Consider the following 21929-nt stretch of genomic DNA (forward strand, 5'->3'; position numbering starts at 1 on the left):
TGGCGCTGGATGGAGCCAAGCTGAGCATTGAACCAATGAGTCCCAATGGGATACCCGTAGTCCTTCGGCCGACAACCAAAAAGAGCGCCCCCACATGGGAGACGCTTCTTTTTTCCTAGCTGGCTGGTGGGTAAACGACTTCGAAGTCTTCGAACAGCACCAGGCTTTCCGGGGTGAAGGGGTAGCCTTTGGCTGCGCCTTCGCGGCCAAAGAAGGTCTGGTGGTTGTTCACCCAGCTCTCCAGGCAATCGTCCTCGCCTTCGCGCTGGCACAGGTCGAAGGTCATGTCGCAAAAGCGCAGCGGGGTGACCGCAGTGGTTTCGATCACGCAGGCGGGGTTGCCATCGAAATCGGTGAGCAAGGTCAGGCTGCCAACCTGGGGCGGCGCTTCACCGCTGGTTTCGTACTCCGCCAGGCACGAGGTGGTCGCACGCTTCTTGCCCGACAGTACCAGCGCCATCAGTTCCGCGATCAACTCGCGGGTGTCGCCGATCACATCGCAGCCATAAAAAGGGGTATCCAGCGGGCGGCCGGTGTCGCGCAGGAAGGCCTGCCAATAAGTCCGTTGGCTTGGGGTCATGGAGTCCATGTCGCTTCGTTTTGTCCTTGTATTTGCAATGCAGCAAATTCTCCTCTTGGATTGATGTATTCATAACCACCACATCCATGCCGATCTTGCGGACTTTCATGCGCAGAACGACAAGCACATGCCGACCTCCCACGAACAGAGCAGCAAGCCTCGCTGCCTTGCATGGCAAAAGGGCCTGGTGTCATCACGCCAGGCCCTTGTTGCTGTGATCTGTCACTGCCACGCCGCAGCGCCCACACTCCAATCAGCACTACCCCTGGCTCACGCCAATCCGCGCCATGCCGCTATCGTCCGTGTCGATCTCGATCCGCACCGGCAGAAAACGCTCGACCACAGCTTTGTTGGTGTGCAGGTGCGACGATGCGCTGCTGGCGGTGAATGTGCCGCCCCGGGCCAGCGCCATCGGCAGCAACAGTTGATCCGCCAGGTGCTCGCCCACCGCCGCCTTGCTCGCCAGATAGTGCAACGCTTCGCGAGCGGCGTGGTCGGCCACTGCTTCGGCACTGGTGCCACGTTCACCGAAGGCGGTGATCAGTTCAGTCACCTCGGCATGCGCAATTTCGATCAGCAAGGCATTGCCGGGGCCTTCCTGCAAAGGCAGGACGCGTGCTTCGCCGGTAATGCCTTCCAGCCGCGCATTCAGCCGTGCCAGTTCGCGATGGGCCACCCCCACCGGCACGCCCGCCACCAGCGCTTGCGCGTGCAGGTGCAGCCGGTCGCCGCGCGTGCTCAGGTCGAGCGGGCGCAGTCCGTCACACGGCTGTACGCTGGCGCTGACTTCGCCGCCGCCCGCGGGGTAGAAACCGTGGCGCAGCAATGCCAGCTGCTGCCGTACCCCCATGCGCGCCAGCAGCGGTTGCCAGGCACGGATCAGGAAATCCACCGGGGGAGCGGCTTTGTTATGGGTACCGCCACTCACAGCCACCGTGCTCGGCGTGTCGGCAAACCACAGCGCCGGCAGCACGGTTTGCAGCACCAGCGTGCAACTGCCGGCGCTGCCGATCGTAAAGCGGTAGTCGCCGCCACGGATGACGCCCGGTTCAAAGCTCAGGCATTGCGAGCCCAGCGCCGCGCCCTGCACGGTGGCGCCACAGATGGTGGCGGCGGCCTGGACCGCCGTCAGATGCTGGCGCAGCAAACCGGGTTTGCCGCGTCCGGCACGGATGCGTTCGATGCGAAACGGACGACCGGTGATCATCGACAAGGTAAGCGCACTACGCAGCACCTGACCGCCGCCCTCGCCCTGCGCACCATCGAGTTCGATCCAGTTTCTTGTTTTGGTCTGATTCATTTTTTTGTTCTTTGTAATTTGCCCTGGGGGTGCCGGCACCACTAGGGTGAATCGACCTTCAAACGTGGGTGCGAAGGAGGAAGGCCGGATGCAGGGCAAGGCGTGCCAAGCGAAGTGGGGTGATCCCCACGAGCGAGGCACAACGCAGCCATGCGCCCGGCCTTCTTCCTTCCCTTCGGGTTGGTCCGTGGGTCGGTGTCTGCTTTGTCGCACGGCTTGCAGAGAGGAAGGCTCTCTGCGGCGCCGCGCTTCGTGCAGCCATCCGGCCCACGGACCAACGCATCCCATGTTTGAAGGTCGATTCACCCTAGGGCGCAGTCACCATGTCGAACAGCAGCCGATCCAGCGCTGCGTCGTCCCCTTCGGGTCTGTTGAAATCCTGCGGCGCCTGTTCCGTCGCCAGTTCACGTTCGATAAAGGCATGGATCAGTGGAAAGCGTGGGCCATGTTCGGCCTCGCCGGCCGCCATCTTGATCGCCAGCAGGCGGTTGATTTCCTCGCACAGCGCGACCTCTCCAACCATGGCTTCGACCAGTTCGGCAAAGCGCATCGGCGGCCTGCCGCGCCCAGCATCGATCCAGCGCGCGGCCAACAGCGGACGCAATACGTAGAGGTACTTCTTCAACCGCACCGTGTCGCCCTGGAGATAACCGCGAAAGTTCTTCCTGGCCATCATCAGGTAATGCCAGCGCCCCTTGCGCTCGGAAAAGAAGCCCTCCGACAACGCGCGTAGCCGCGCCACAGCCGCGTCGTCCTGGCGATAGATCACCGGCGAATCCAGCCATTCCAGCAATGTTGGGTTGGAACGGCGCAGCAGTTGCAACGCCTTGCGTAACTCCCAGCCCGCGACATCGAGTTCGTCGCTGATCGGTACTTCGATCACATCGCGCTGCGGCTCCACCCGCAGGTACCAGTCGAGCCGGTGCACGTAGAGAAAGCGCACGTCGTAATCGCTATCGGGCGAGGCAAAGCCCCAGCCCCGACTGCCCGATTCGCAAGCGAACAACACCCGCACGTCGTGCCGCGTTTCGATGGCGGCCAGTTCGGCCATGACCCGTTCGCGTACGGCGGGGTCGATGGGATGGGCGCTGAGGATGTCCATGGGTTCTACTTCCTTTTTTTTATGGCACCGACCGCACAGGTGGTCGGGCCTATCCCTTCACACACACCACCTGGCGCAGCGTATGCACGATTTCCACCAGTTCGGATTGGGCGGTCATCACGGCATCGATGTCCTTGTAGGCCATCGGGATTTCGTCGATCACGTCGGCATCCTTGCGGCATTCCACGTGCGCGGTGGCCTGGATCTGGTCATCCACGGTAAAGCGCTTCTTGGCCTGGGTCCGGCTCATGGTACGACCGGCGCCGTGGCTGCATGAGCAGAACGCTTCCTCGTTGCCGAGGCCGCGCACGATGAAGCTCTTGGCGCCCATCGAACCGGGGATGATGCCCAATTGGCCCTTCTGCGCCGAGACCGCGCCCTTACGCGTAACCAGCACCTCGTGGCCGAAGTGCGTTTCCTTCTGCACGTAGTTGTGGTGGCAGTTCACCGCTTCCACGTCGGCCGCGAACGGCTTGGTGATCACGCGGCGCGCGGCGGCGATGACGTTCTGCATCATCACCGCGCGGTTACGGCGCGCAAAATCCTGCGCCCAGCCCACGGCTTCCACGTAGTCGTCGAAGTGCTGGCTGCCTTCGGTGAAGTACGCCAGGTCACGGTGCGGCAGGTTGGCGATGTGCTGGCGCATATCGGCCTGGGCCAGTTCGATGAACAGGTTGCCGATGGCGTTCCCCACCCCGCGCGATCCGGAATGCAGCATGAACCAGACGCGGTTTTCTTCGTCCAGGCACACTTCGATGAAGTGGTTACCGGTTCCCAGCGTTCCCAGGTGCTTGTGGTTGTTGGTGTTCTTCAGCTTGGGATACTTGTCGGTGATGGCCTTGAAACCGATGGCCAGTTCGCCCCACATGGCATCCACGGTCTCGGGCGGCGTATCCCAAGACCCTTTATCGCGCTTGCCGGGAGTACGGCCGTGCGGCACGGCGGCTTCGATGGCGCTGCGCAGCCCAGCCAGGTTATCCGGCAGGTCCGACGCGGTCAGCGTGGTGCGGGCGGCCATCATGCCGCAGCCGATATCCACGCCCACCGCCGCGGGGATGATGGCGCCCAGCGTGGGAATCACGCTACCGATGGTCGAACCCTTACCCAGGTGCACATCCGGCATCACGGCCAGGTGCTTGTAGATGAAGGGCATGCGCGCGGTGTTCATCAGTTGCGCGCGTGCTTCGTCTTCCACCGGCACGCCTTGCGTCCACATCTTGATCGGGGCGCCGTGCTCGACGGCGAGGGTATCGTACTTGTTCATGTTCCTGGTTCTCTCTATTGCTTGCTATTGCTTGGTCGATCCGGCCAGGGCGCGGCGGCGCTGCTGTCGGCAGCCCAGGCAGCGCACGGCGCTCGAATACACATAACCCTTGGCGGTTTCGTACCACCACTGTTGCTGTGCGGCCGTCCACACCTGGTGGGCGCCACAATCACGGCAGGTGAATGCCAGGTCTACGTAGTAACCGCGCATCACGAAGCTCGGTACGCCATAGCTGTTGCTGTAGGGCGCCAGATGCGCCGCATCGACCGTGACCGCGCCTTTGGGGCGGGGCGGGGGCGGCGCAATACGCGCCATCGCCATCTGATCCCGTACGAGTTTGCGTCGCACCATGATGGCGGCGCGTTTTTGTTTTCCGCTTTGCATCATGCTTTCCTTCCGCGCCCGGCGGAGCCGTTCCGCCGGGCATCGCTATACCTTCAGTTTCACCAGCCCGTTCAACAGCTGGTCCAGGCCACCGAACACCGAAATCCGGTCGATGCGTTCAGCCAGGCGCTCCAGCGTTTCCAGCTCCTTGAGCCGTAACGCGGTGGGGTTGTCCTCCATCACCCTGGCGGTATTCAGCAGCGAGCGTGTGGCACCGGTTTCCTCGCGGCGGCGAATCACGTTGGCCTGCGCCGCCTTTTCGGCCTCCACCACCTGCGCCAGCAGCGCTTTCATCTCGCCGGGCAGGACAATGTCCTTCACCCCCAGGCTGACCACCCGTACGCCGAAGCCGGTCAGTCGGGTGGCAACGTGCAGCCCCACCACGTCGTCGATCACCTGCTTGTTTTCCAGCAGCTCATCGAGCGTGCGGGTACCCACGGCGGCGCGCAGTCCGAATTGCAGTTCGCGGTAGACATGCTCCAGCGGCTTGGGCAAGCGCGAGAACGCCAGCGCCACATCGTCGAACAACCAGTTGGCCGCCAGGTTGATCCGCAGGCTGACCTTGTCGCGGGTGAGGATTTCCTGGCCGGTGATTTCCATCGCCTGCAACCGGGTATCCACCAGATCGACCGCCACGTCGCGGTTGAAGCGCCAGTATGCATAGCGTCCCGGCTGCAACAGCGCCACGCGCTGACCGTTCACCCGCAGCACGCCCACCTGTCCGTCCGGCACCAGTACGTTCAGCACTGCGCCCAGACCGACGATGGCCTTGCCGCGCAATGCCGGTTGCGCGATCCGCGCCAACAGGTCAGACGGCACCGCCCAGTCCTGCAGCAGATCGATGCGCTCGAAGCGTTGTGGCATCGCCGCCCCCCAGTACATCCGGCGCGAGCCGGGCGGCACGATCTCGACCAGCGTGTCGTTCTCGAAGCGCAGGCCGGCTTCGTTGTCGCCCAGATCGAACATGTCAAAGTGTTCAGCCACCACGGCCGGTTCGTACTGGCGCAGGTATTCGGCCAACGGGTGTTCGAACAGCGCTTCGGTCAGCGGATAGGTGCAGGCGCTGAAGCGTTGGCGCAGCCCGGTGCGCAGATAAGTACCGGGGTTCAGCACAGCGACGAAGTCGCCATCACGCAGTAGCAGCGCACGTTCGTTCTTACGAACCAGGAATCGTTGCAGCATCATTTTTCTTTTTCCTTTTTTCAGTAGCGCCGTTGGCGCCGCAAAAGCCGGCGGGCGCTGGTCTGGCCGGACCGTCGCATGACCAACCGGGGGCCGCTCGCAATGTGCCGGCCTGTCACGCGGACACCGCTACCGCCAGTGTCGCGCTCAGCGCGGGGCGCTTTGCGAGGGGCTGCCGGGGGGCGATGCGCCAGCCGGGCCAGACCAGCGGCGGTGTCGCCACCGCGCCGGGTACTTCGTTTACAAGACACCGGAGAAGGTGTTTCGGGCGGGAGTCGAACCCGCGACACACGGCTTTTGGCCGTTGCTCTACCCATTGAGCTTCCGAAGGAGCGACGTCGGGAATCGAACCCGACTGGACACCAGCGTCGCGCTGACTGTGCTTCGTTGCGGCGGTACACGCGGGATCAACCCACGATGCCTGCGTGCCGGTGCGGTATTCGAACCGCTTACCCCAGGGCGCACATCGTTGCGGCAGTCCCTGGAATAGTTAGCAAAAGTCGTGCCAGATGCTCAACGATGAAGAAAAATTCCATAACACTATGTTTTTGATTGATTTTTATCTTTACCACCATCACCAAGCCATAAACCCATGTCGGAATTTCATATACAATTCGATCGTTATTTATCTTTTTGTATAATTCGATGAAGAAGACCGTCGCCTTTGGCTTTGTCGGCACCACACTCGATTACGTCGGCAAGGGCGGCCAGCGTTGGGACAAGTGGCGACCCACCATCGGGCTGTGCCAGCAGGAAGACCTGCTGATCGACCGGCTGGAGCTGCTGCACGACAGCCGCAGCCGGGGGCTGTTTGCCCGCTTGCAGCAGGACATCGCACAGGTCTCGCCCGGCACCGAAGTACGCAGCGTGGAGATCAACCTGCGCGATCCGTGGGATTTCGAGGAGGTTTACAGCGCGCTGCACGATTTCGCGCGAGGCTATGCCTTCGACCCGGACCACGAGGATTACCTGATCCACATCACCACTGGCACGCACGTAGCGCAGATCTGCTGGTTCCTGCTGGCGGAGGCACGCTATCTGCCGGCACGGCTGGTGCAGACGTCACCGCCGATCCAGCGCAAGGAACAAGGCGTGGCCGGTAGTTACGCGCTGATCGACCTGGATCTGTCGCGCTACGACAAGATCGCCACCCGGTTTGCCCACGAGCAGGCGGAGACGCTGTCGTTTCTCAAATCCGGCATCGCCACGCGCAATGCGCGCTTCAACCGGATGATCGAGCAGATCGAGCGCGTGGCAGCGCGCTCGAAGGCACCGATGCTACTGTGCGGCCCCACCGGCGCCGGCAAATCGTTCCTGGCGCGGCGCATCTACGAGATGAAAAAGGCGCGACATCAGCTCACCGGCCGCTTTGTCGAGGTCAACTGCGCCACACTACGCGGCGTCAATGCGATGTCCGATCTGTTCGGCCATGTGAAAGGCGCATTCACCGGCGCGCAGACCGAGCGCGCCGGGCTGTTGCGCAGCGCGGACGGCGGGCTGCTGTTTCTCGATGAAATCGGCGAGCTGGGGCTGGACGAGCAGGCAATGCTGCTCAAGGCCATCGAGGAAAAACGCTTCTTCCCATTCGGCAGCGATCGCGAGGTAACCAGCGGCTTCCAGTTGATCGCCGGCACCATGCGCGACCTGGGCCAGTGGGTGGCCCAGGGCCGTTTTCGCGAAGACCTCCACGCGCGGATCAACCTGTGGACCTACGCGCTGCCGGGGCTGGCGGAGCGCGTCGAGGATCTGGAACCGAACCTGGATTTCGAGCTGGCCCGGTTTGCCGCGGAATACGGCGAGCAGGTGCGCTTCAATGCCGAGGCACGGCGCGCCTATCTGAAGTTCGCCGCTTCGCCCGACGCCACCTGGAGCGGCAACTTCCGCGAGCTGTCGGCCTCGGTCACGCGCATGGCTACGCTGGCCGACGCGGGGCGCATCACCGAAGCCGGGGTGGAAGAGGAAATCGCCCGTCTGCGCGGTAGCTGGCGGGCACAGGATGCATCGCCACTGCACGATCTGCTCGGCGAGCGCCACGCACAGCTCGACCTGTTCGATCGGCTGCAACTGGAAAACGTGATCGCAGTCTGCCGCCAGGCCGATACGCTGTCCGATGCCGGCCGGCGACTGTTCAGTGTGTCGCGCCAGGAGAAGGCCAAGCCCAACGATGCGGATCGCCTGCGCAAATATCTGGCGCGTTACGACCTGGATTGGCAAAAAATCCACACCTGGATCAATACGCAGGCCCCGGCCCGTGGGCACACTTGATCCGTAAGTAAAAATTCAAACTTCGCAAGGCCCATATCAATGATTTATCTCTGGCTAGCCCTCGCCCTGGCCGCTGTTGCCGGTCTGTTCTATCTGATCACCTACAACCCCTGGCTGGACCGCTACTGGCGCCGCCTGCCCACGCGCGATGAGTACCTGGCCATGCACCCCCAGACCCGTAGCGACGAAGCAGCGCACCCCGGCTGCTGCCATTGCGACGGACGCGAGATGCTGGATCTCGGCCTGGCCCGGCTGACCGATTATCGCCGCCAGTTCATGTGCCGCCAGTGCAAACGCCTGCTGTGGCGGGAGCAGGACTGAGGCATTTTTCCTTACAAATTTTCCTTCGCTCGCCGTGTACCCGGGAACACGCAGTGACGCGGGTTTGCGGGCATCAAGCGACCTGATTTTTCCTGTATGCCTGGCCCCTCCGTCAGCATCCCGTCATCCCGCCTTGAAGGGCCAGGGGAATCGCGGTAGGCTCGAATTACCCTTTTCCCGACATCCGCCATGCATACGGCCGCCCTTGCCGAAATCACGCACCTGATCAACGAAAGCATCCGGCTCACCTACACCGAGCCGCATGCGTCGCTCAAGCTGGCCGAAGACGCCAGCCGCCTGGCAAGCGCCTGTCCGGAGCCGCTGCTGGCAGCCAGCGCGTGGCAGCGCTACGGCAACATGCTGTTCGCCTTCGGCCAGATTCCCGAAGGGCAGATGGCGCACCTGAAGGCGCTGACCATCGCGGAAACGGAAGACCTGCCCGCGCTGCGCGGCGAGTTGCTCCAGGAACTGGCCGGCGCCTATTACACCCAGGGCGATTTCGACGAGGCCATTTCCTACTGGGCGGATTGCCTGACCGGCGATGCCAACGGCTTCTCCACCGAAACCCGCATCTATGCGTACATTGGCCTGGGACAGGTGTATTTCGCCCACGAGCAATTTCCCATGGCGTTGGCGCAGCACCTGAACGCACAGGCGCTGACCACCGACCAGATGACGCTGGAACTGCGCGCGCGGGTCTGGATCAACCTGGCCGCCGATCAGATCGCGCTGCATCTCTGGCAGGACGCGAACGCCACGCTCGATCTGGCCTGGCCGCTGGCGCTGAAGGATGGTCACAAGGAGTACCAGGGCGAGATCCTGGTCTATCGCGCCGAGGTGGCGCTGGGCCTGGGCGACACCGCCACCGCGTGGGATTTCGTTGCCCAGGCCGAACAACTGCGCCGCGTGTGGCACTGGGGCGAGACCTCGGAACTGATGCTTAAATCGCGCATCCTGGTGGCCGAGGGGCGCCTGGATGCGGCCCTCAAGGCCATCCACCATGCGCTGGACCGCTCCAACGAGACCGGCACCGGCCACAAGACCTTCAAAGCACATCACCTGCTGGCACAGATCTACCGCCAGTTGGGCGATCAACCCGCAGCAGAGCACCATCATCGGTTGTACCAGGAAGCCTACAAGCGCATCGTCAGTACCAGCTCCTACAACAAGCTTCAGGCCCTGGAACAACGCCTCGCGTCAGGAATCAGCCCGACGTCCGCCCCTCATCCGTGACGGACGCCGGTGGCGAGGGGCGTCATTGCCCGCGCCAATGCAAGGATCATTCCGCTTTCTCCAGTAATGCCCGCATACGCGAATGATGCGGAACGGCAAGAAAGCGCTTCCAAACGCGTGGAGCCGTCAATGAATCGAATCACTGTTCACCCCCTCCCCCGCCAGCAAGCCCGGCGCGGCCAGCCCGGGCCGGTCGCGAGCGCGGTGTTCATCAATCGCGTGCGCAACGGCACCGGCGCGCGAAGGACTGCCCCCGGCAATGACGCACCGCCCGGGTGCGCAGCGACCTGACCCCTCCTGCCCACCCGGCGCCCCAGTTGGGGACCGGGAGGGCGCATGTTACGCTTCACGCCTGATTGCGGCCCTATCACCATGACTGATCTCCCCATCTTGTTGCAGCGTGCCCGAAAGCTGGTCCACCACCAAAGTGCCGAAGCAATGGCCTTGGCGACCCAGGCCCGCAAGCTGGCGCAGAGCCAGGACGATGCGCAAAGCGAATCGCAAGCGCTGACGGTGTTCGCGCATGGTCTGTTCATGTTCGGCCGCTCGCTCGAAGCCCAGGACACGCTGCTGGAAGCGCTGGTGCTCGGTGAAAAGCGGGATATCGGCGCCGCCCGTGGCGAGGCGCTGCAACTGGCCGGGCGCGTTGCCTACACGCTGGGCGACTACGACCGCGCCGCCGACTGCTGGTGCGCCTGCATCGAACTCGAAGACAGCCAGATCAACGCTGCTGAGCGTATCCAGGCCCATATCGGGCTGGGACAGTTGCGCTACGCCCATCAGCATCTCGAACTGGCGCTGGCCCATCACCAGCGTGCCGCGCAACTGGCCGAGAACTGCGACAACGTCTATCTCACCTGCACCAGCTTCATCAATATCGCCGCCGACCTGGTGCAACTGGGCCGCGCCGACGAAGCCATCGCCATCCTCAAGAAGACCCTGCCGTTGGTGCGCGAAGACCAGAACTACCAGTTCGAAGCGGAGATCTTCGGCATGTTCGGCCTGATCCGCATGCAGGCGGGCGAGTACGAAGCCGCGCGCATGAGCCTGATGGTGGCGCTGAAAATCAATCGCCTGCACATCAACACCTGGGGCGAGGCCTCGGTGCTGTTGCGGCTGGGTCGATGCAGCCTGGAATCGGACGAACTGGACATGGCGGTCGAGCAGTTCGCCCGCGCGCAAATGCTGGCCGAATCGATGAGTTCGCTGCCATTGCTGTCCGAACTGGAGCAATCGCTGGCCGAGTTGCACCTGCGCAGCGGCGATGCCGAAGCGGCCGCGCAGCATCAGGCGCGGCACGAAAGCCTGCGGCAGAAGCTGTTCATGCAGACTCACTGCCCACGCTTTGCCAACCTGGAATTGCGCCTGCTCGAATAAATCGGGCGCCGCTTCGCCCGGGGCCGCCAGATACATACATTTCGGCCTGCCCCCCTTGCAAGCCATGTCTTGCCGCCCCCCGCGCCGAGGGCTATCTTGGCGAATAACCCTTTCAAATCACCGGTCTTCAATGGATCAGTCCAGCCCGACCCTGGAATCCGTCGATGCGCTCAACGCGCAGGCGCGCATTCTTTTCCATTCCCGCAGCGAAGAAAGCCGCGTGATTGCGGAGCTGGCTTGTCGGCAGTCGGTGACGTTGTCCTACAGCAATGGCTTCGTGCACGGCCTGATCAACGCGGCCATGGCCGTCACGCTCCAGGGCGGCTACCTGGAAGCCGTGGCGATGATGCGGCACAGCCTGTTCCTGGCGGAGGTCTATGGCCTGCGCATTCCGGTGGCCGAGTGCATCCAGGAAATCGCCCGCTCGTACTACACACTGGCCGATTACGACCGCGCGCTCCAGTACTGGGCACAATGCCTGGACGTCTCGCGCGATCACGCGGCGCAGGAAAGCTACGTGATGGCGCTGATCGGCATCGGCCAAATCTACTTCGCCCATCAGGATTTCGATACCGCGCTGCGCCACCACGAAAAGGCGCGCGACGCGCTGAACGCGGAGGTGCCCGAACACCTGCATGCCATGGTGCCGATCAATATCGGCATGGATCTACTGCAACTGCGGCGCCTGGATGAAGCACTGCACGAGCTGGAAATCGGCCTGAACCGTGCGCTGCATACCAAGAATCGTGAGTTCGAGGCCGACGCCCACCACGCCATCGGGCTGGTGCGGCTGGCACAAGGCCAGCCCGACCTGGCCGAGCGTCACCTCTACATCGCCATCGATGTCTGCCAGCGCTTCGGCAAGCTGTGGGGCGAAGCCAACAGCCGCGTGGCGATGGGGCAGGTGGAACTGGCGCGCGGCCACCCCGTCGGCGCCATCCGCCACTTGCAGGAAGCACGCGAACTGGCCTACCAGATCGGCGCGCAGCACCTGCTGTTACAGGTGGAGCTGCATTTCGCCACCGCACAGGAAATGCTGGGCGAGTACGCGCAGGCATTGCAGCACTTCAAGCATTATCACGATCGCCAGCTCGAGGTGATGCGGCAGACCTCGCCGTTCAAGATGCAGGCCATGGAAATGCGACTGGAAATCGAAAAGGCGCGGCTGGAAAACGACGGGCTCAAGCGCCAGCACGCCAGCCAGCGCCGCGAGCTGCGCCGTGCCGAACGCATGGCCAGCCAGGACAGCCTGACCGGCGTGCTCAACCGCCGTGGCCTGGAACGCCTGGGCGGCACCGTCTTCGGCCGCTGCCGCGAGGACGGTACGCCGCTGGCACTGCTGCTGCTCGATATCGATCATTTCAAACTGGTGAACGACGAGTTCGGCCATCTGGTCGGCGACAAGGTGCTGCGGCAGGTCGCGGCGCTGCTCAAATCCGGCTGTCGCCAGGACGATGTGGTCGGTCGCTTCGGCGGCGAGGAATTCCTGGTGCTGCTGCCAGGGCGCGATATCCACGCCGCCGTGGAAGTCGCCGAGCGCTTGCGCCGGCTGGTGGCCGAATGGAGCTGGAACCACATTGTCGAAGGTCTCGGGCTGACCCTGAGCGTCGGCGTTGCCGAGCGGCAATATGAGTTGACGCTCACCGAGCTGATCGAGAACGCCGACCGTCATCTTTACGGGGCCAAGACCAGCGGGCGCAATCGCGTTTCCACCTAGGCGCCCCTTTGGCAGGAACACCCCCGCCCCGCCGTCTTCGGCGCGTATCGATAGCGCGCCCCTGCCGTACCGCGTGACTTTGAGACGACCTGGCTCAAAACCCTAGCAAAAATGGGACTTTAGCCGATTCGTTTTCCGATAAAATCTCGGTTCCGCACTGCCGAATTTTCCGAGAGCCCGCCCACGACATGGCTGATCCGATCCCCCACATTCAAGAACGCCTGCGCGAGATTCCCTACAACTACACCTCGTTCTCCGATCATGAGATCGTGGTCCGGTTGCTCGGGTCCGATGCCTGGCGCGTGCTCGACGAATTGCGGCAGGAACGTGTCACCGGCCGCTCCGCGCGCATGCTGTTCGAGGTGCTGGGCGATATCTGGGCGGTCAAGCGCAACCCGTACCTGCAGGATGACCTGCTGGACAACGCCAAGCGGCTGAAGCTGCTGGTCGAAGCCCTGCACCATCGCCTGGGCGAAATCGACAAGCGTCGCCAGGGCAATGAGAAGGTGGGCCTGCTGGTGAAGCGCGGCCGTGAAGCCATCGATGGCTTCGAGCGCGAGTTCCGCGAAACCGCCGCGCTGCGCCGCAAGGTGATCAAGCGGATGGCGCCGCACACCCGGCGCGACAACATCTGCTTCGACGGGCTGGCGCGCGTCAGCCACGTGACCGACGCCACCGACTGGCGCGTCGAGTATCCCTTCGTCGTGCTGTCGCCGGATACCGAGGCCGAAATGGCGCCGCTGGTCGCCGCCTGCATCGAGTTGGGCCTGACCGTGATCCCGCGCGGTGGCGGCACCGGCTACACCGGCGGCGCCGTACCGCTGACGCCGATGTCGGCGGTGATCAACACCGAAAAACTCGATCTTCACAATGGCGTGGAGTTCATCGACCTGCCCGGCTGCGCCGACAAGGTCGCCACCATCCAGTGCGGGGCCGGCGTGGTGACGCGCCGCGTGATGGAAGCCGCCGAAAACGCCGGACTGGTGTTCGCGGTGGACCCGACCTCGGCCGACGCATCGTGCATCGGCGGCAATGTGGCGATGAACGCCGGCGGCAAGAAGGCCGTGCTGTGGGGCACTGCGCTCGACAACCTTGCCAGTTGGAAGATGGTCGATCCGGACGGCAACTGGAAATTCATCGAACGCCTGGACCATAACCTCGGCAAGATCCACGACGCCGAACAGGCCACGTTCCGCGTCACCACCTACAAGCCCGATGGCAAAACCCGCCTGGGCGAAGAAACGCTGGTGGTGCCCGGCTCGCATTTCCGCAAGGAAGGGCTGGGCAAGGACGTGACCGACAAGTTCCTCGCCGGCCTCCCCGGCGTGCAGAAGGAAGGCACCGATGGCCTGATCACGTCGGCGCGCTTCATCCTGCACCGCCTGCCCGCGCACACCCGCACCGTCTGCCTGGAATTCTTCGGCGAAGTCAGCCGCGCCGTGCCATCCATCGTCGAGATCAAGGATTACCTCGATGCCCACCCGGCGGTACAGCTCGCCGGCCTGGAACACCTGGACTGGCGCTATGTGCGGGCCGTCGGCTATGCCACCAAGGCCAAGTCCAAGGGCCGGCCGAAGATGGTGCTGATCGCCGACCTGGTGTCGGACGATGAAGCCGCTGTAGGCGAGGCCGCCAGCCAGGTGGTACGGCTGGCCAACGCACGTACCGGCGAAGGCTTCATCGCCGTCTCGGCCGAAGCGCGCAAGAAATTCTGGCTGGACCGCGCCCGTACCGCCGCCATCGCCAAACACACCAATGCGTTCAAAATCAACGAAGACGTGGTGATCCCGCTGCCGCGCCTCGGCGAATACTCCGACGAGATCGAACGCATCAACATCGAACTGTCGATCACCAACAAGATCGAGCTGCTCGACCGCCTTGCCGACTTCTTCACCCACGGCCAGTTGCCGCTGGATCTGGCCGACTCGCCGATCAGCCGCGAAGCGCTGATCGGTGAACGCCGCGAGGCCGCGCTGGCGCTGGTCTACACCGTGCGCGACCGCTGGAGCTGGCTGCTGGAAAACCTGGACGGCGCTTTCGAAAGCTATACCGCGCGCCACCCGGACGCCCCACTGGAAACAGGTGTCGGGGTCGAGAACATGCCGCAGAGCGTCTACCACGCACTGCGTGACTTCATGCTGCGCGTATCCTGGAAGCGCGAAGTCTGCGCCGAGCTGGAACTGCTGTTCGCCGACCGCAACAGCAAACCGGTGCTGGACGCGATCCATGCGCTGCACCAGAAAGTGCTCAAGGGCCGTACCTGGGTGGCACTGCACATGCACGCCGGCGACGGCAATGTGCACACCAATATCCCGGTGAACTCAGACGACTACGAGATGCTGCAACGCGCCCACCACGCGGTGGCGCGCATCATGGCCGTGGCGCGGCGGCTGAATGGCGTGATCTCGGGCGAGCATGGCATCGGCATCACCAAGTATGAGTTCCTCACCCGCGAGGAACTGGCGCCGTTCGAAGCCTACAAGCGCAAGGTCGATCCCGAGGGCCGCTTCAACAAGGGCAAGCTGCTGCCCGGCTCCGATCTGAGCAACGCCTACACGCCATCGTTCAGCCTGCTGGGCGCGGAATCGCTGATCCTGGAGCAATCGGATATCGGCGCGATCTCCGATTCGATCAAGGATTGCCTGCGCTGCGGCAAGTGCAAGCCGGTGTGCTCCACGCACGTGCCGCGCGCCAACCTGCTCTACAGCCCGCGCAACAAGATCCTGGCCACCGGCCTGCTCACCGAGGCCTTCCTCTACGAAGAGCAGACCCGGCGCGGTATCTCGTTCCGCCACTTCGCGGAGCTTGCCGACGTGGCCGACCATTGCACGGTCTGCCACCGCTGCGTGAATCCCTGTCCGGTGAAGATCGACTTCGGCGACGTCACGGTGGCAATGCGTAACTTCCTGCGCAAGGAAGGCAAGAAGCCGTTCAACCCCGGCACCGCGCTGGGCATGGCGTTCCTGACGATCAAGGACCCTGCCACCATCAAGCTGCTGCGCGTCGGCATGGTGCAGCTCGGCTACAAGGCACAGCGCCTGGGCCACGCCCTGGCCAAACGGTTCGGCCTGATCCGCGGCATCACCCGGCAACCGCCGGCCACGCTGGGCAAGGCGCCGATCAAGGCGCAGGTGATCCACTTCATCAACAAGCCGCTGCCCGCCAAAGTGCCACTGAAGACCGCGCGTGGCCTGCTGGATGTCGAAGACAGCGCCATCGTGCCGGTGATCCGCGATCCGGAGCGTCCGCAGGAAGAATCGGAAGCCGTGTTCTACTTCCCCGGCTGCGGCTCGGAGCGACTGTTCTCGCAGGTGGGCCTCGCCACCCAGGCGATGCTGTGGCATGTCGGCGCCACCACGGTGCTACCGCCGGGCTACCTGTGCTGCGGTTACCCGCAGACGTCCAGCGGCTTTGCCGACAAGGGCGAAAAGATCACCACCGAAAACCGCGTGCTGTTCCATCGCGTCGCCAACACGCTCAACTACCTGGATATCAAGACCGTGGTGGTGTCGTGCGGTACCTGCATGGATCAGTTGATGAAGTACCAGTTCGAGCAGATCTTCCCCGGCTGCCGGCTGATCGACATCCACGAATACCTGATGGAAAAGGGCGTGAAGCTGGAAGGCGTGGATGGCGTGCGCTACATGTACCACGAGCCGTGCCACACGCCGATGAAGCAATACAAGGGCATCGACGTGGCCAATACGCTGATGGGCAGCCAGGTGGACCTGAACGACCGCTGCTGCGGCGAATCGGGCACCTTCGCCGTGGCTCGCCCGGACATCTCCACCCAGGTGCGCTTCCGCAAGCAGGAGGAGATGCAGAAGGGCGCCGACAAGCTGCGCGAGGAATCGGGCGCGCAAACGCCGGTGAAGATCCTGACCTCGTGCCCGTCATGCTTGCAGGGCCTGTCGCGCTACAACGACGATTCGGGCACCGAGGCCGATTACATCGTGATCGAGATCGCCAAGCACATCCTCGGCAGCGACTGGCAGGCGCAATATGTGGAACGCGCCCGCAACGGCGGGATCGAGCGCGTTTTGCTTTAATTGTTTGGTTGATGGGGCGGCCCACCATTAATACGGGCCGCTTACGTCCGTCGTAGACGGCCGGGGCCAAACGACGGGGGTTCTCCTGATTGTTTCTGGTTGGGGCTTGTTTATAATCCCTGAAAAATCAGGAAAGGGTAATGCAAAGCGTTTGCGAGCTGTGTACCTCAATGGGCGGGGAACGCGTGTGGCAGGATGAACTCTGCCGCGTGGTACTCGTGGACGATGCCGCATATCCCGGATTTACCCGCGTCATTCTGAATCGCCATGTCGCCGAACTCAGCGACCTGGACAGAACGGAACGTCAGCGGCTGATGGATGTAGTGACCGCCGTCGAGCATGTGGTGCGCGATGTCTTGCACCCTGACAAAATCAATCTTGCCAGTCTGGGAAACATGGTGCCGCATCTGCATTGGCACGTGATCCCGCGATGGCAAGGCGATCGGCATTTCCCCAGCCCGGTCTGGGCCGAACCCCGCCGTCCGAGCGCCGTGCCGCCTGTCTCTGAAGAGATGCTCGCCATGTTGCGCCAACGGCTTAGCCTGCTCGAGCCATAATGGATTCGGAACACCTGCCCACCTATCGCGGCTCCGCCGCACCGCCCTTCACCGATGCCCGTTCGGCCAAAAGCTGGATGCAGCTTCTGCCGTTGATCAACGCACCGGTTGCCCATAACGAACTCACCGAGGCGCTGGCCCTGCTCAACGCCAGCAGTATCAGTCCTTACGAATCGCTCAAGATCCTGGAGCTGTTCCGCGAAGGCGTCCACATGGTCCAGACCTCGCTCACCGAGCGCTTTCTGGGCCGCGCCGTACCGTTTGGCCAGGATGAACAGAATGCCTGGCAACAAGTGGTGGGCATGTGGGCATTGCTACGCGACGCCTATGCCCGCTGCTGGCGTGCCGCGCTGGATGGCGAAGCCGAAGCGCTGGACCACCACGCGCTGGCCGCCGAACGCACATTGCGCTACCAGTGCCTGGTGATGCGCGAACACCTGCTGGCCTACAAGCCGGTGCCACCGGAACTGTGGCAGGCGCTTTACGGCTACTACACGCTGGCCGACAAGGCCGGCGTGGCCGAAAAACCCGCCAAGGACAGCATGCTCAAGGTCGCCGGTGTCGCCGCGCCCGAGAACGTGTTCGTCCATACGCTGTTGCTGGCCGGCGCCAGCCCGTATCACTTCACCGCCCGCCAGATCCTGTGGCTGGACGAGCGCCTGCCCGCCTTCGCCCAGCGTGCGCCGCTGGAACGCGAAGCCCGCGCCCTGCCTGGGCGTGGCAGCCTGCAAGTGGATTTCGCCGCGCCCTCGGCGCCACGCCGGATCGAACCACGCCTTTCCGGCGACACGGTGCGGGAAATCGATACCTATCAACTGGCGCAGGCGCTGTCGCGCCGCATCAAGTTGCTGCGCAATGGCGAAAACCCCGAAAAACTCGGCCTGGGCGAGCAGTTCCCGTCCAGCGCGGTGGAATCGCTGCTGACCGACCTTTACCGCACCTGGTGCGAGCAACCGACCGAACGCGTTCACCCGCGTGCCGACGGCAACCGTACCATCGACGTGATCTTCGGTCTGTCGCGCCAGCATCTGGCAGTGGGCAAGGGTAGCTTTGCACTGCCGACCGACGGCCCGCAGGAGCTGGCCGGTGACGATCTGGTACGCATGCAGTTGTTCGGCCGCACGCAGACGCTACAGAACTCGGCCGCCGCCTCCGCCGAACTGGCCCCGTCCGAATCGTGGTGGCTGCGCAACGAAAGCCCGCAGGGCATGCAACTGTCGCGCAAGGCCACGCCGGGCCATCGCGTGGCGCTGCAACAACTGCTGGCGGTCTCCATCGCCAATCGCTACTACGTCGGTACCGTGCGCTGGTTGCAACAGGAAGGTGACCAGGTTGTCATCGGTGTCCGACTGTTGCCGGGACAACCGCATTCCGCGGCGGTCCGCCCGGTGGACCTGGTCCACGCCGGCCGTCGCGGCTGGACCGAAGGCCTGGCACTGCCGGCCACCCCCACGCTGCGTTCGCCCGCATCGCTGATCCTGCCGGTCGGCTGGTTCCGGCCGGGCCGCGTGGTGGAATGGTGGGATGGCGAAAGCACGCGCAAGCTGCGCCTGGAATCGGCGCTGGAGCGTGGTGTGGATTACGAGCGCGTGCATTACGTACTCGCCGGCCATACCCGCTGATCGCCAGCGCCAGCCACGACGCCCCGCCTTTGGCGGGGCGTTTTCCTTGCCGCTACGCCGATGCGGGCGACGGCATCTATCCGCCGCAGCCCGCCTGCGCCAGCAGCGCCGCCTCGTCCACCGCGTCGATCTGCTCGGGCGGGAGGAACTCGTTCGCGTATTCCAGCCAGACCTGCTCGCGCATGAATACTTCGAACAGATCGCTGTCCACATGCTGTTCATGCGCCATCCGGGCCAGGATGGTCAGCGCCTGCGATAGCTTCATCCCCGGCTTGTATGGCCGATCGCGCGCGGTCAGCGCCTCGAACACATCGGCGATACCCATGACCCTTGCCTGCACGCTCATCTGCTCTCGGGTCAGCCCGCGCGGATAGCCGCGCCCATCCATGCGCTCGTGATGTCCGCCCGCGTATTCCGGCACCATCGCCAGGCGGCTCGGCCACGGCAGCGATTCGAGCATGCGGATGGTCACGTCGATATGATGATTGATGATCTGGCGTTCGGCGGCGGTGAGCGTGCCACGGCGGATCGACAGGTTTTCCTGCTCATCGTCGTCGAGCAGCGATGCCTCACCGTCCGGCCCGTGCCAGGTCCAGCGTGCGATCTCCGCCACGCGCGCCACATCGGCATCGGCCATCGCCTCACCGCCAACATTGCAGCGCCGCAGGAACGCCATGGCATCGTCCAGCTCGGTCAGCCGCGCGGCGTAAGCGGCAGCATCCAGTTCGCCCTCCAGATGGGCGATGCGCGCATCGCGCTTGAGCACTTCGAACCGCGTTTCGATCAACGCGATGCGGTCGAATAGCGTGTGCAACTTGGTCGCCTTGTCGATCACGTGCACCGGCGTGGTGATCTTGCCGCAATCGTGCAGCAGGCCCGCGATCTTCAATGCGTAGCGATCGGTATCGTCCATCTCGAACGATGCCAACGGCCCGTTGCGGGTACGGACGGCCGCCTCGGCCAGCATCATGGTCAGCACCGGCACCCGCTGGCAGTGCCTGCTGGTATAGGGCGACTTGTCGTCGATGGCGAGGTTGATCAGGCCGACGAAGGATTCGAACAACTTCTTCAGCGACAGGATCAGTTGCTGGTTGGTCAGCGCCACCGCCGCCTGGGAGGCGAGCGATTCCACCAGATGCGTATCGTCCGCGTCGAAAGCGCGGATCTGTTTGTCGGCATCCAGCGCATTGATCAATTGCAGCGCGCCGATCAGTTCGCCCAAGTGGTTCTTCATCGGCACGCTGAGGAACGATTGCGACCGGTAGCCCAGCTCGGCGTCGAAAGTGCGCGTGCCGGAAAAATCGTAGCCTTCGGCCGTGTAGGCATCGTCGATGACGATGGTGCGATCCTGATTGACCGCGCAGGCCACCACGTTGTTGAAGTTGGGCCTGCCGTCGGCATGGGTCAGCGGCACCGGCGGCAGGCCCACCGGCTGACCGCTGGTCCCACCCACCTTGCGACCCAGCCGGTCGGTGATGGCGATCTCGAAATGCAGGGCGCCATCGCGGACGATGTACAAGGTGCCCGCATCGGCGCAGGCCAGATCCTTGGCCGCCAGCAGGATCGCCTCGGTCAGCCGCGCAATATCGGCCTCGCCCGACAGCGCGATGCCCACCGCGTTCAGCTTCTCCAGCCGCTCGCGCAAGGCATCCTGGCTCAGCATTTCCCACCCCGCCGCGACGGCTCTGACACGCGATCGAACAGGCAATACCCTTGGCTCGGTTGCATCGGCACTCCTTGCGCGGACTAGAACCGGATGATTTGCCCCTGCTCCAGCCGGGCAATGCGGAAATCCGCGCCGCTTTCCAGTACCTCGCGCATGGTCAGCGCGTGGTCGGCCGGTTTCAGGTGCGTGATCAGGATTTCCACCGCGTCGGACCGCGCCAGTTGCTTCAGCGCGTCGAGCAGCAGGCGCGGCGAGAAATGCCTGGACAGCCGCGCCAGCGCCTCCTCGCGGTTGGCGAACGCGGTCTCGATGATCAGCGTGCCCAGGTTGGGGATGGCGTTCACCGCTTGCCAGAACTCGGCGCAGTCGGCGGTATCGCCGGAAAACACCAGCGTGGCATCGCCCGAATCCAGCGCGTAGGCCACGGCGGGCACGGTATGCAGCGCGGGCAACGCGGTGATCCGGCAGCCGTCCACCTCACGGCATTCGCCCGTTTCCATCGGCTCGAAGCGCAGCATGGCGGCATCGGCGGCGGGGATGACGGTGAAGTCGGGCCACACGGCCCAGTTGAAGACATGCTGGTGCAACACACCCAGCGTGGCCTGGCTGGCGTGCACGACGATCGGGCGCTCGCGCGCACCGAACACGGTGTCGATCAGCATCGGCAGGCAAGCGATGTGGTCCAGGTGCGCGTGGGTGAGGAACACGTGATCGATACGCACCAGTTCGTCGTAGGTCAGGTCGCCCACACCGGTGCCGGCGTCGATCAGGGTCCGTTCGCCGAGCAGCATCGCGGTGGTGCGGTGCACACCGCCGATGCCGCCGCTGCATCCGAGAATACGAAGTTGCATGGTGCTCCGGAGAGGATGAAGAACGGGACGCAATACGCGCCCGTTTCCATTGTGGCCGAATGGCGCGCCGGCCGCGTCGTCAGGCGTCACACGCCTGCCGCACGGCAACGCCAGCTTCAGTCGCGCAGGAAGAACACCATCTTGATACCCATCAGCTCGATCATGTCCTCGTCGTTGAGCGTGTGCGCCAGCGCGCCGATATCCCTGCCGTTGACCAGCGGCGTGCGCTCGCCTTCCACGTGCACCAGCACATAGCCCTGCTGGCGCTTGCTGATGACCGCAACCTGCGTGCCGGCGCGGCCGAGCGTGGTGGCTGGCTTGTTGAGCAGCAGCTCCCGACCGGCATTGGCGCCCGTCATGACCTTGACCACACCCATGGGGCCGGAAGCCTGCATCGCGGGCGCGGCCTGGGCCGGCGCAGCCGCGGGGCGCGTCGGGGCCAGCGTGGACGCCACGGCG

The 21929-nt window shown here is 63.9% G+C and carries 17 protein-coding genes and 1 tRNA gene; 8 read left to right on the plus strand and 10 right to left on the minus strand.

The features are described from left to right. Positions 1-115: 115 nt before the first annotated feature. From FAZ21_RS15025 to FAZ21_RS15055, 7 genes are all read right to left on the minus strand, one after another. A complete protein-coding gene (locus FAZ21_RS15025; RefSeq protein ID WP_211243479.1) occupies positions 116-580 on the minus strand; it encodes an ASCH domain-containing protein in 465 nt (154 codons plus the stop codon). A gap of 259 nt (positions 581-839) precedes the next feature. Further along, positions 840-1880 carry an RNA 3'-terminal phosphate cyclase gene (rtcA, locus tag FAZ21_RS15030; RefSeq protein ID WP_136774264.1) on the minus strand — a complete coding sequence of 347 codons (1041 nt, stop codon included), beginning with the start codon at positions 1878-1880 and terminating at the stop codon, positions 840-842. 307 nt (positions 1881-2187) lie between these two features. Then, positions 2188-2982: a nucleotidyltransferase domain-containing protein gene (locus FAZ21_RS15035; protein WP_136774265.1), complete on the minus strand. Its 795-nt coding sequence runs from the start codon at positions 2980-2982 to the stop codon at positions 2188-2190. Between the two features lie 49 nt (positions 2983-3031). Then, a complete protein-coding gene (locus FAZ21_RS15040; protein WP_136774266.1) occupies positions 3032-4246 on the minus strand; it encodes an RtcB family protein in 1215 nt (404 codons plus the stop codon). 24 nt (positions 4247-4270) lie between these two features. After that, positions 4271-4630 carry a zinc-ribbon domain-containing protein gene (locus tag FAZ21_RS15045; RefSeq protein ID WP_136774267.1) on the minus strand — a complete coding sequence of 120 codons (360 nt, stop codon included), beginning with the start codon at positions 4628-4630 and terminating at the stop codon, positions 4271-4273. Between the two features lie 45 nt (positions 4631-4675). After that, entirely contained in the window at positions 4676-5815 is a 1140-nt protein-coding gene (locus FAZ21_RS15050) for a slipin family protein (RefSeq protein ID WP_136774268.1), read from the minus strand. A gap of 257 nt (positions 5816-6072) precedes the next feature. Then, a tRNA-Phe gene (locus FAZ21_RS15055) sits at positions 6073-6141 on the minus strand. A 316-nt stretch (positions 6142-6457) separates the two neighbouring features. On the opposite strand from FAZ21_RS15055, the gene rtcR reads away from it, so the two are divergent. The 8 genes from rtcR to FAZ21_RS15095 all read left to right on the plus strand — a co-directional run bounded on the left by rtcR (position 6458) and on the right by FAZ21_RS15095 (position 18953). Then, the gene (gene rtcR / locus FAZ21_RS15060) at positions 6458-8077 is read left to right on the plus strand and encodes an RNA repair transcriptional activator RtcR (protein WP_136774269.1); all 1620 of its coding nucleotides are present in this window, start codon (positions 6458-6460) and stop codon (positions 8075-8077) included. A gap of 39 nt (positions 8078-8116) precedes the next feature. Beyond that, the gene (locus tag FAZ21_RS15065; RefSeq protein ID WP_136774270.1) at positions 8117-8398 is read left to right on the plus strand and encodes a hypothetical protein; all 282 of its coding nucleotides are present in this window, start codon (positions 8117-8119) and stop codon (positions 8396-8398) included. A gap of 189 nt (positions 8399-8587) precedes the next feature. Further along, positions 8588-9631: a tetratricopeptide repeat protein gene (locus tag FAZ21_RS15070; RefSeq protein WP_136774271.1), complete on the plus strand. Its 1044-nt coding sequence runs from the start codon at positions 8588-8590 to the stop codon at positions 9629-9631. A gap of 438 nt (positions 9632-10069) precedes the next feature. Next, positions 10070-11008: a tetratricopeptide repeat protein gene (locus FAZ21_RS15075; RefSeq protein ID WP_169307427.1), complete on the plus strand. Its 939-nt coding sequence runs from the start codon at positions 10070-10072 to the stop codon at positions 11006-11008. 130 nt (positions 11009-11138) lie between these two features. Beyond that, entirely contained in the window at positions 11139-12725 is a 1587-nt protein-coding gene (locus tag FAZ21_RS15080; RefSeq protein ID WP_169307428.1) for a GGDEF domain-containing protein, read from the plus strand. A gap of 188 nt (positions 12726-12913) precedes the next feature. Next, positions 12914-16774 carry a DUF3683 domain-containing protein gene (locus FAZ21_RS15085; protein ID WP_136774274.1) on the plus strand — a complete coding sequence of 1287 codons (3861 nt, stop codon included), beginning with the start codon at positions 12914-12916 and terminating at the stop codon, positions 16772-16774. A gap of 140 nt (positions 16775-16914) precedes the next feature. Next, entirely contained in the window at positions 16915-17331 is a 417-nt protein-coding gene (locus FAZ21_RS15090) for an HIT family protein (protein WP_136774275.1), read from the plus strand. Beyond that, entirely contained in the window at positions 17331-18953 is a 1623-nt protein-coding gene (locus tag FAZ21_RS15095; protein WP_136774276.1) for a cyclic-di-GMP receptor FimW-related protein, read from the plus strand. The genes FAZ21_RS15090 and FAZ21_RS15095 overlap by 1 nt, the downstream gene beginning before the upstream one ends. A 76-nt stretch (positions 18954-19029) precedes the next feature. Here FAZ21_RS15095 and FAZ21_RS15100 read toward each other — a convergent pair whose 3' ends face one another. The 3 genes from FAZ21_RS15100 to FAZ21_RS20355 form a co-directional block, all read right to left on the minus strand. Next, complete coding sequence (locus FAZ21_RS15100) at positions 19030-20616, minus strand: HD domain-containing phosphohydrolase (protein WP_136774277.1); 1587 nt, start codon at positions 20614-20616, stop codon at positions 19030-19032. An 83-nt stretch (positions 20617-20699) separates the two neighbouring features. Next, on the minus strand, positions 20700-21470 hold the full coding sequence (locus tag FAZ21_RS15105) for an MBL fold metallo-hydrolase (protein WP_136774278.1): 771 nt from the start codon (positions 21468-21470) through the stop codon (positions 20700-20702). 116 nt (positions 21471-21586) lie between these two features. Continuing rightward, a partial coding sequence (locus FAZ21_RS20355; RefSeq protein ID WP_211243480.1) for an FHA domain-containing protein occupies positions 21587-21929 on the minus strand: 343 nt, incomplete at its 5' end.

Origin of the sequence: Chitiniphilus eburneus, assembly GCF_005048205.1 — a bacterium.
Lineage (GTDB): Bacteria > Pseudomonadota > Gammaproteobacteria > Burkholderiales > Chitinibacteraceae > Chitiniphilus > Chitiniphilus eburneus.

Coding starts and splice junctions, on each gene's coding strand:
- FAZ21_RS15045 (WP_136774267.1), bottom strand. CDS start 4,630: ATGCAAAGCGGAAAACAAAAACGCGCCGCCATCATGGTGCGACGCAAA.
- FAZ21_RS15105 (WP_136774278.1), bottom strand. CDS start 21,470: ATGCAACTTCGTATTCTCGGATGCAGCGGCGGCATCGGCGGTGTGCAC.
- FAZ21_RS15065 (WP_136774270.1), top strand. CDS start 8,117: ATGATTTATCTCTGGCTAGCCCTCGCCCTGGCCGCTGTTGCCGGTCTG.
- FAZ21_RS15050 (WP_136774268.1), bottom strand. CDS start 5,815: ATGATGCTGCAACGATTCCTGGTTCGTAAGAACGAACGTGCGCTGCTA.
- FAZ21_RS15025 (WP_211243479.1), bottom strand. CDS start 580: ATGACCCCAAGCCAACGGACTTATTGGCAGGCCTTCCTGCGCGACACC.
- FAZ21_RS15090 (WP_136774275.1), top strand. CDS start 16,915: ATGCAAAGCGTTTGCGAGCTGTGTACCTCAATGGGCGGGGAACGCGTG.
- FAZ21_RS15095 (WP_136774276.1), top strand. CDS start 17,331: ATGGATTCGGAACACCTGCCCACCTATCGCGGCTCCGCCGCACCGCCC.
- FAZ21_RS15070 (WP_136774271.1), top strand. CDS start 8,588: ATGCATACGGCCGCCCTTGCCGAAATCACGCACCTGATCAACGAAAGC.
- FAZ21_RS15085 (WP_136774274.1), top strand. CDS start 12,914: ATGGCTGATCCGATCCCCCACATTCAAGAACGCCTGCGCGAGATTCCC.
- FAZ21_RS15075 (WP_169307427.1), top strand. CDS start 10,070: ATGGCCTTGGCGACCCAGGCCCGCAAGCTGGCGCAGAGCCAGGACGAT.
- FAZ21_RS15040 (WP_136774266.1), bottom strand. CDS start 4,246: ATGAACAAGTACGATACCCTCGCCGTCGAGCACGGCGCCCCGATCAAG.
- FAZ21_RS15100 (WP_136774277.1), bottom strand. CDS start 20,616: ATGCTGAGCCAGGATGCCTTGCGCGAGCGGCTGGAGAAGCTGAACGCG.
- FAZ21_RS15035 (WP_136774265.1), bottom strand. CDS start 2,982: ATGGACATCCTCAGCGCCCATCCCATCGACCCCGCCGTACGCGAACGG.
- rtcA (WP_136774264.1), bottom strand. CDS start 1,880: ATGAATCAGACCAAAACAAGAAACTGGATCGAACTCGATGGTGCGCAG.
- FAZ21_RS15080 (WP_169307428.1), top strand. CDS start 11,139: ATGGATCAGTCCAGCCCGACCCTGGAATCCGTCGATGCGCTCAACGCG.
- rtcR (WP_136774269.1), top strand. CDS start 6,458: ATGAAGAAGACCGTCGCCTTTGGCTTTGTCGGCACCACACTCGATTAC.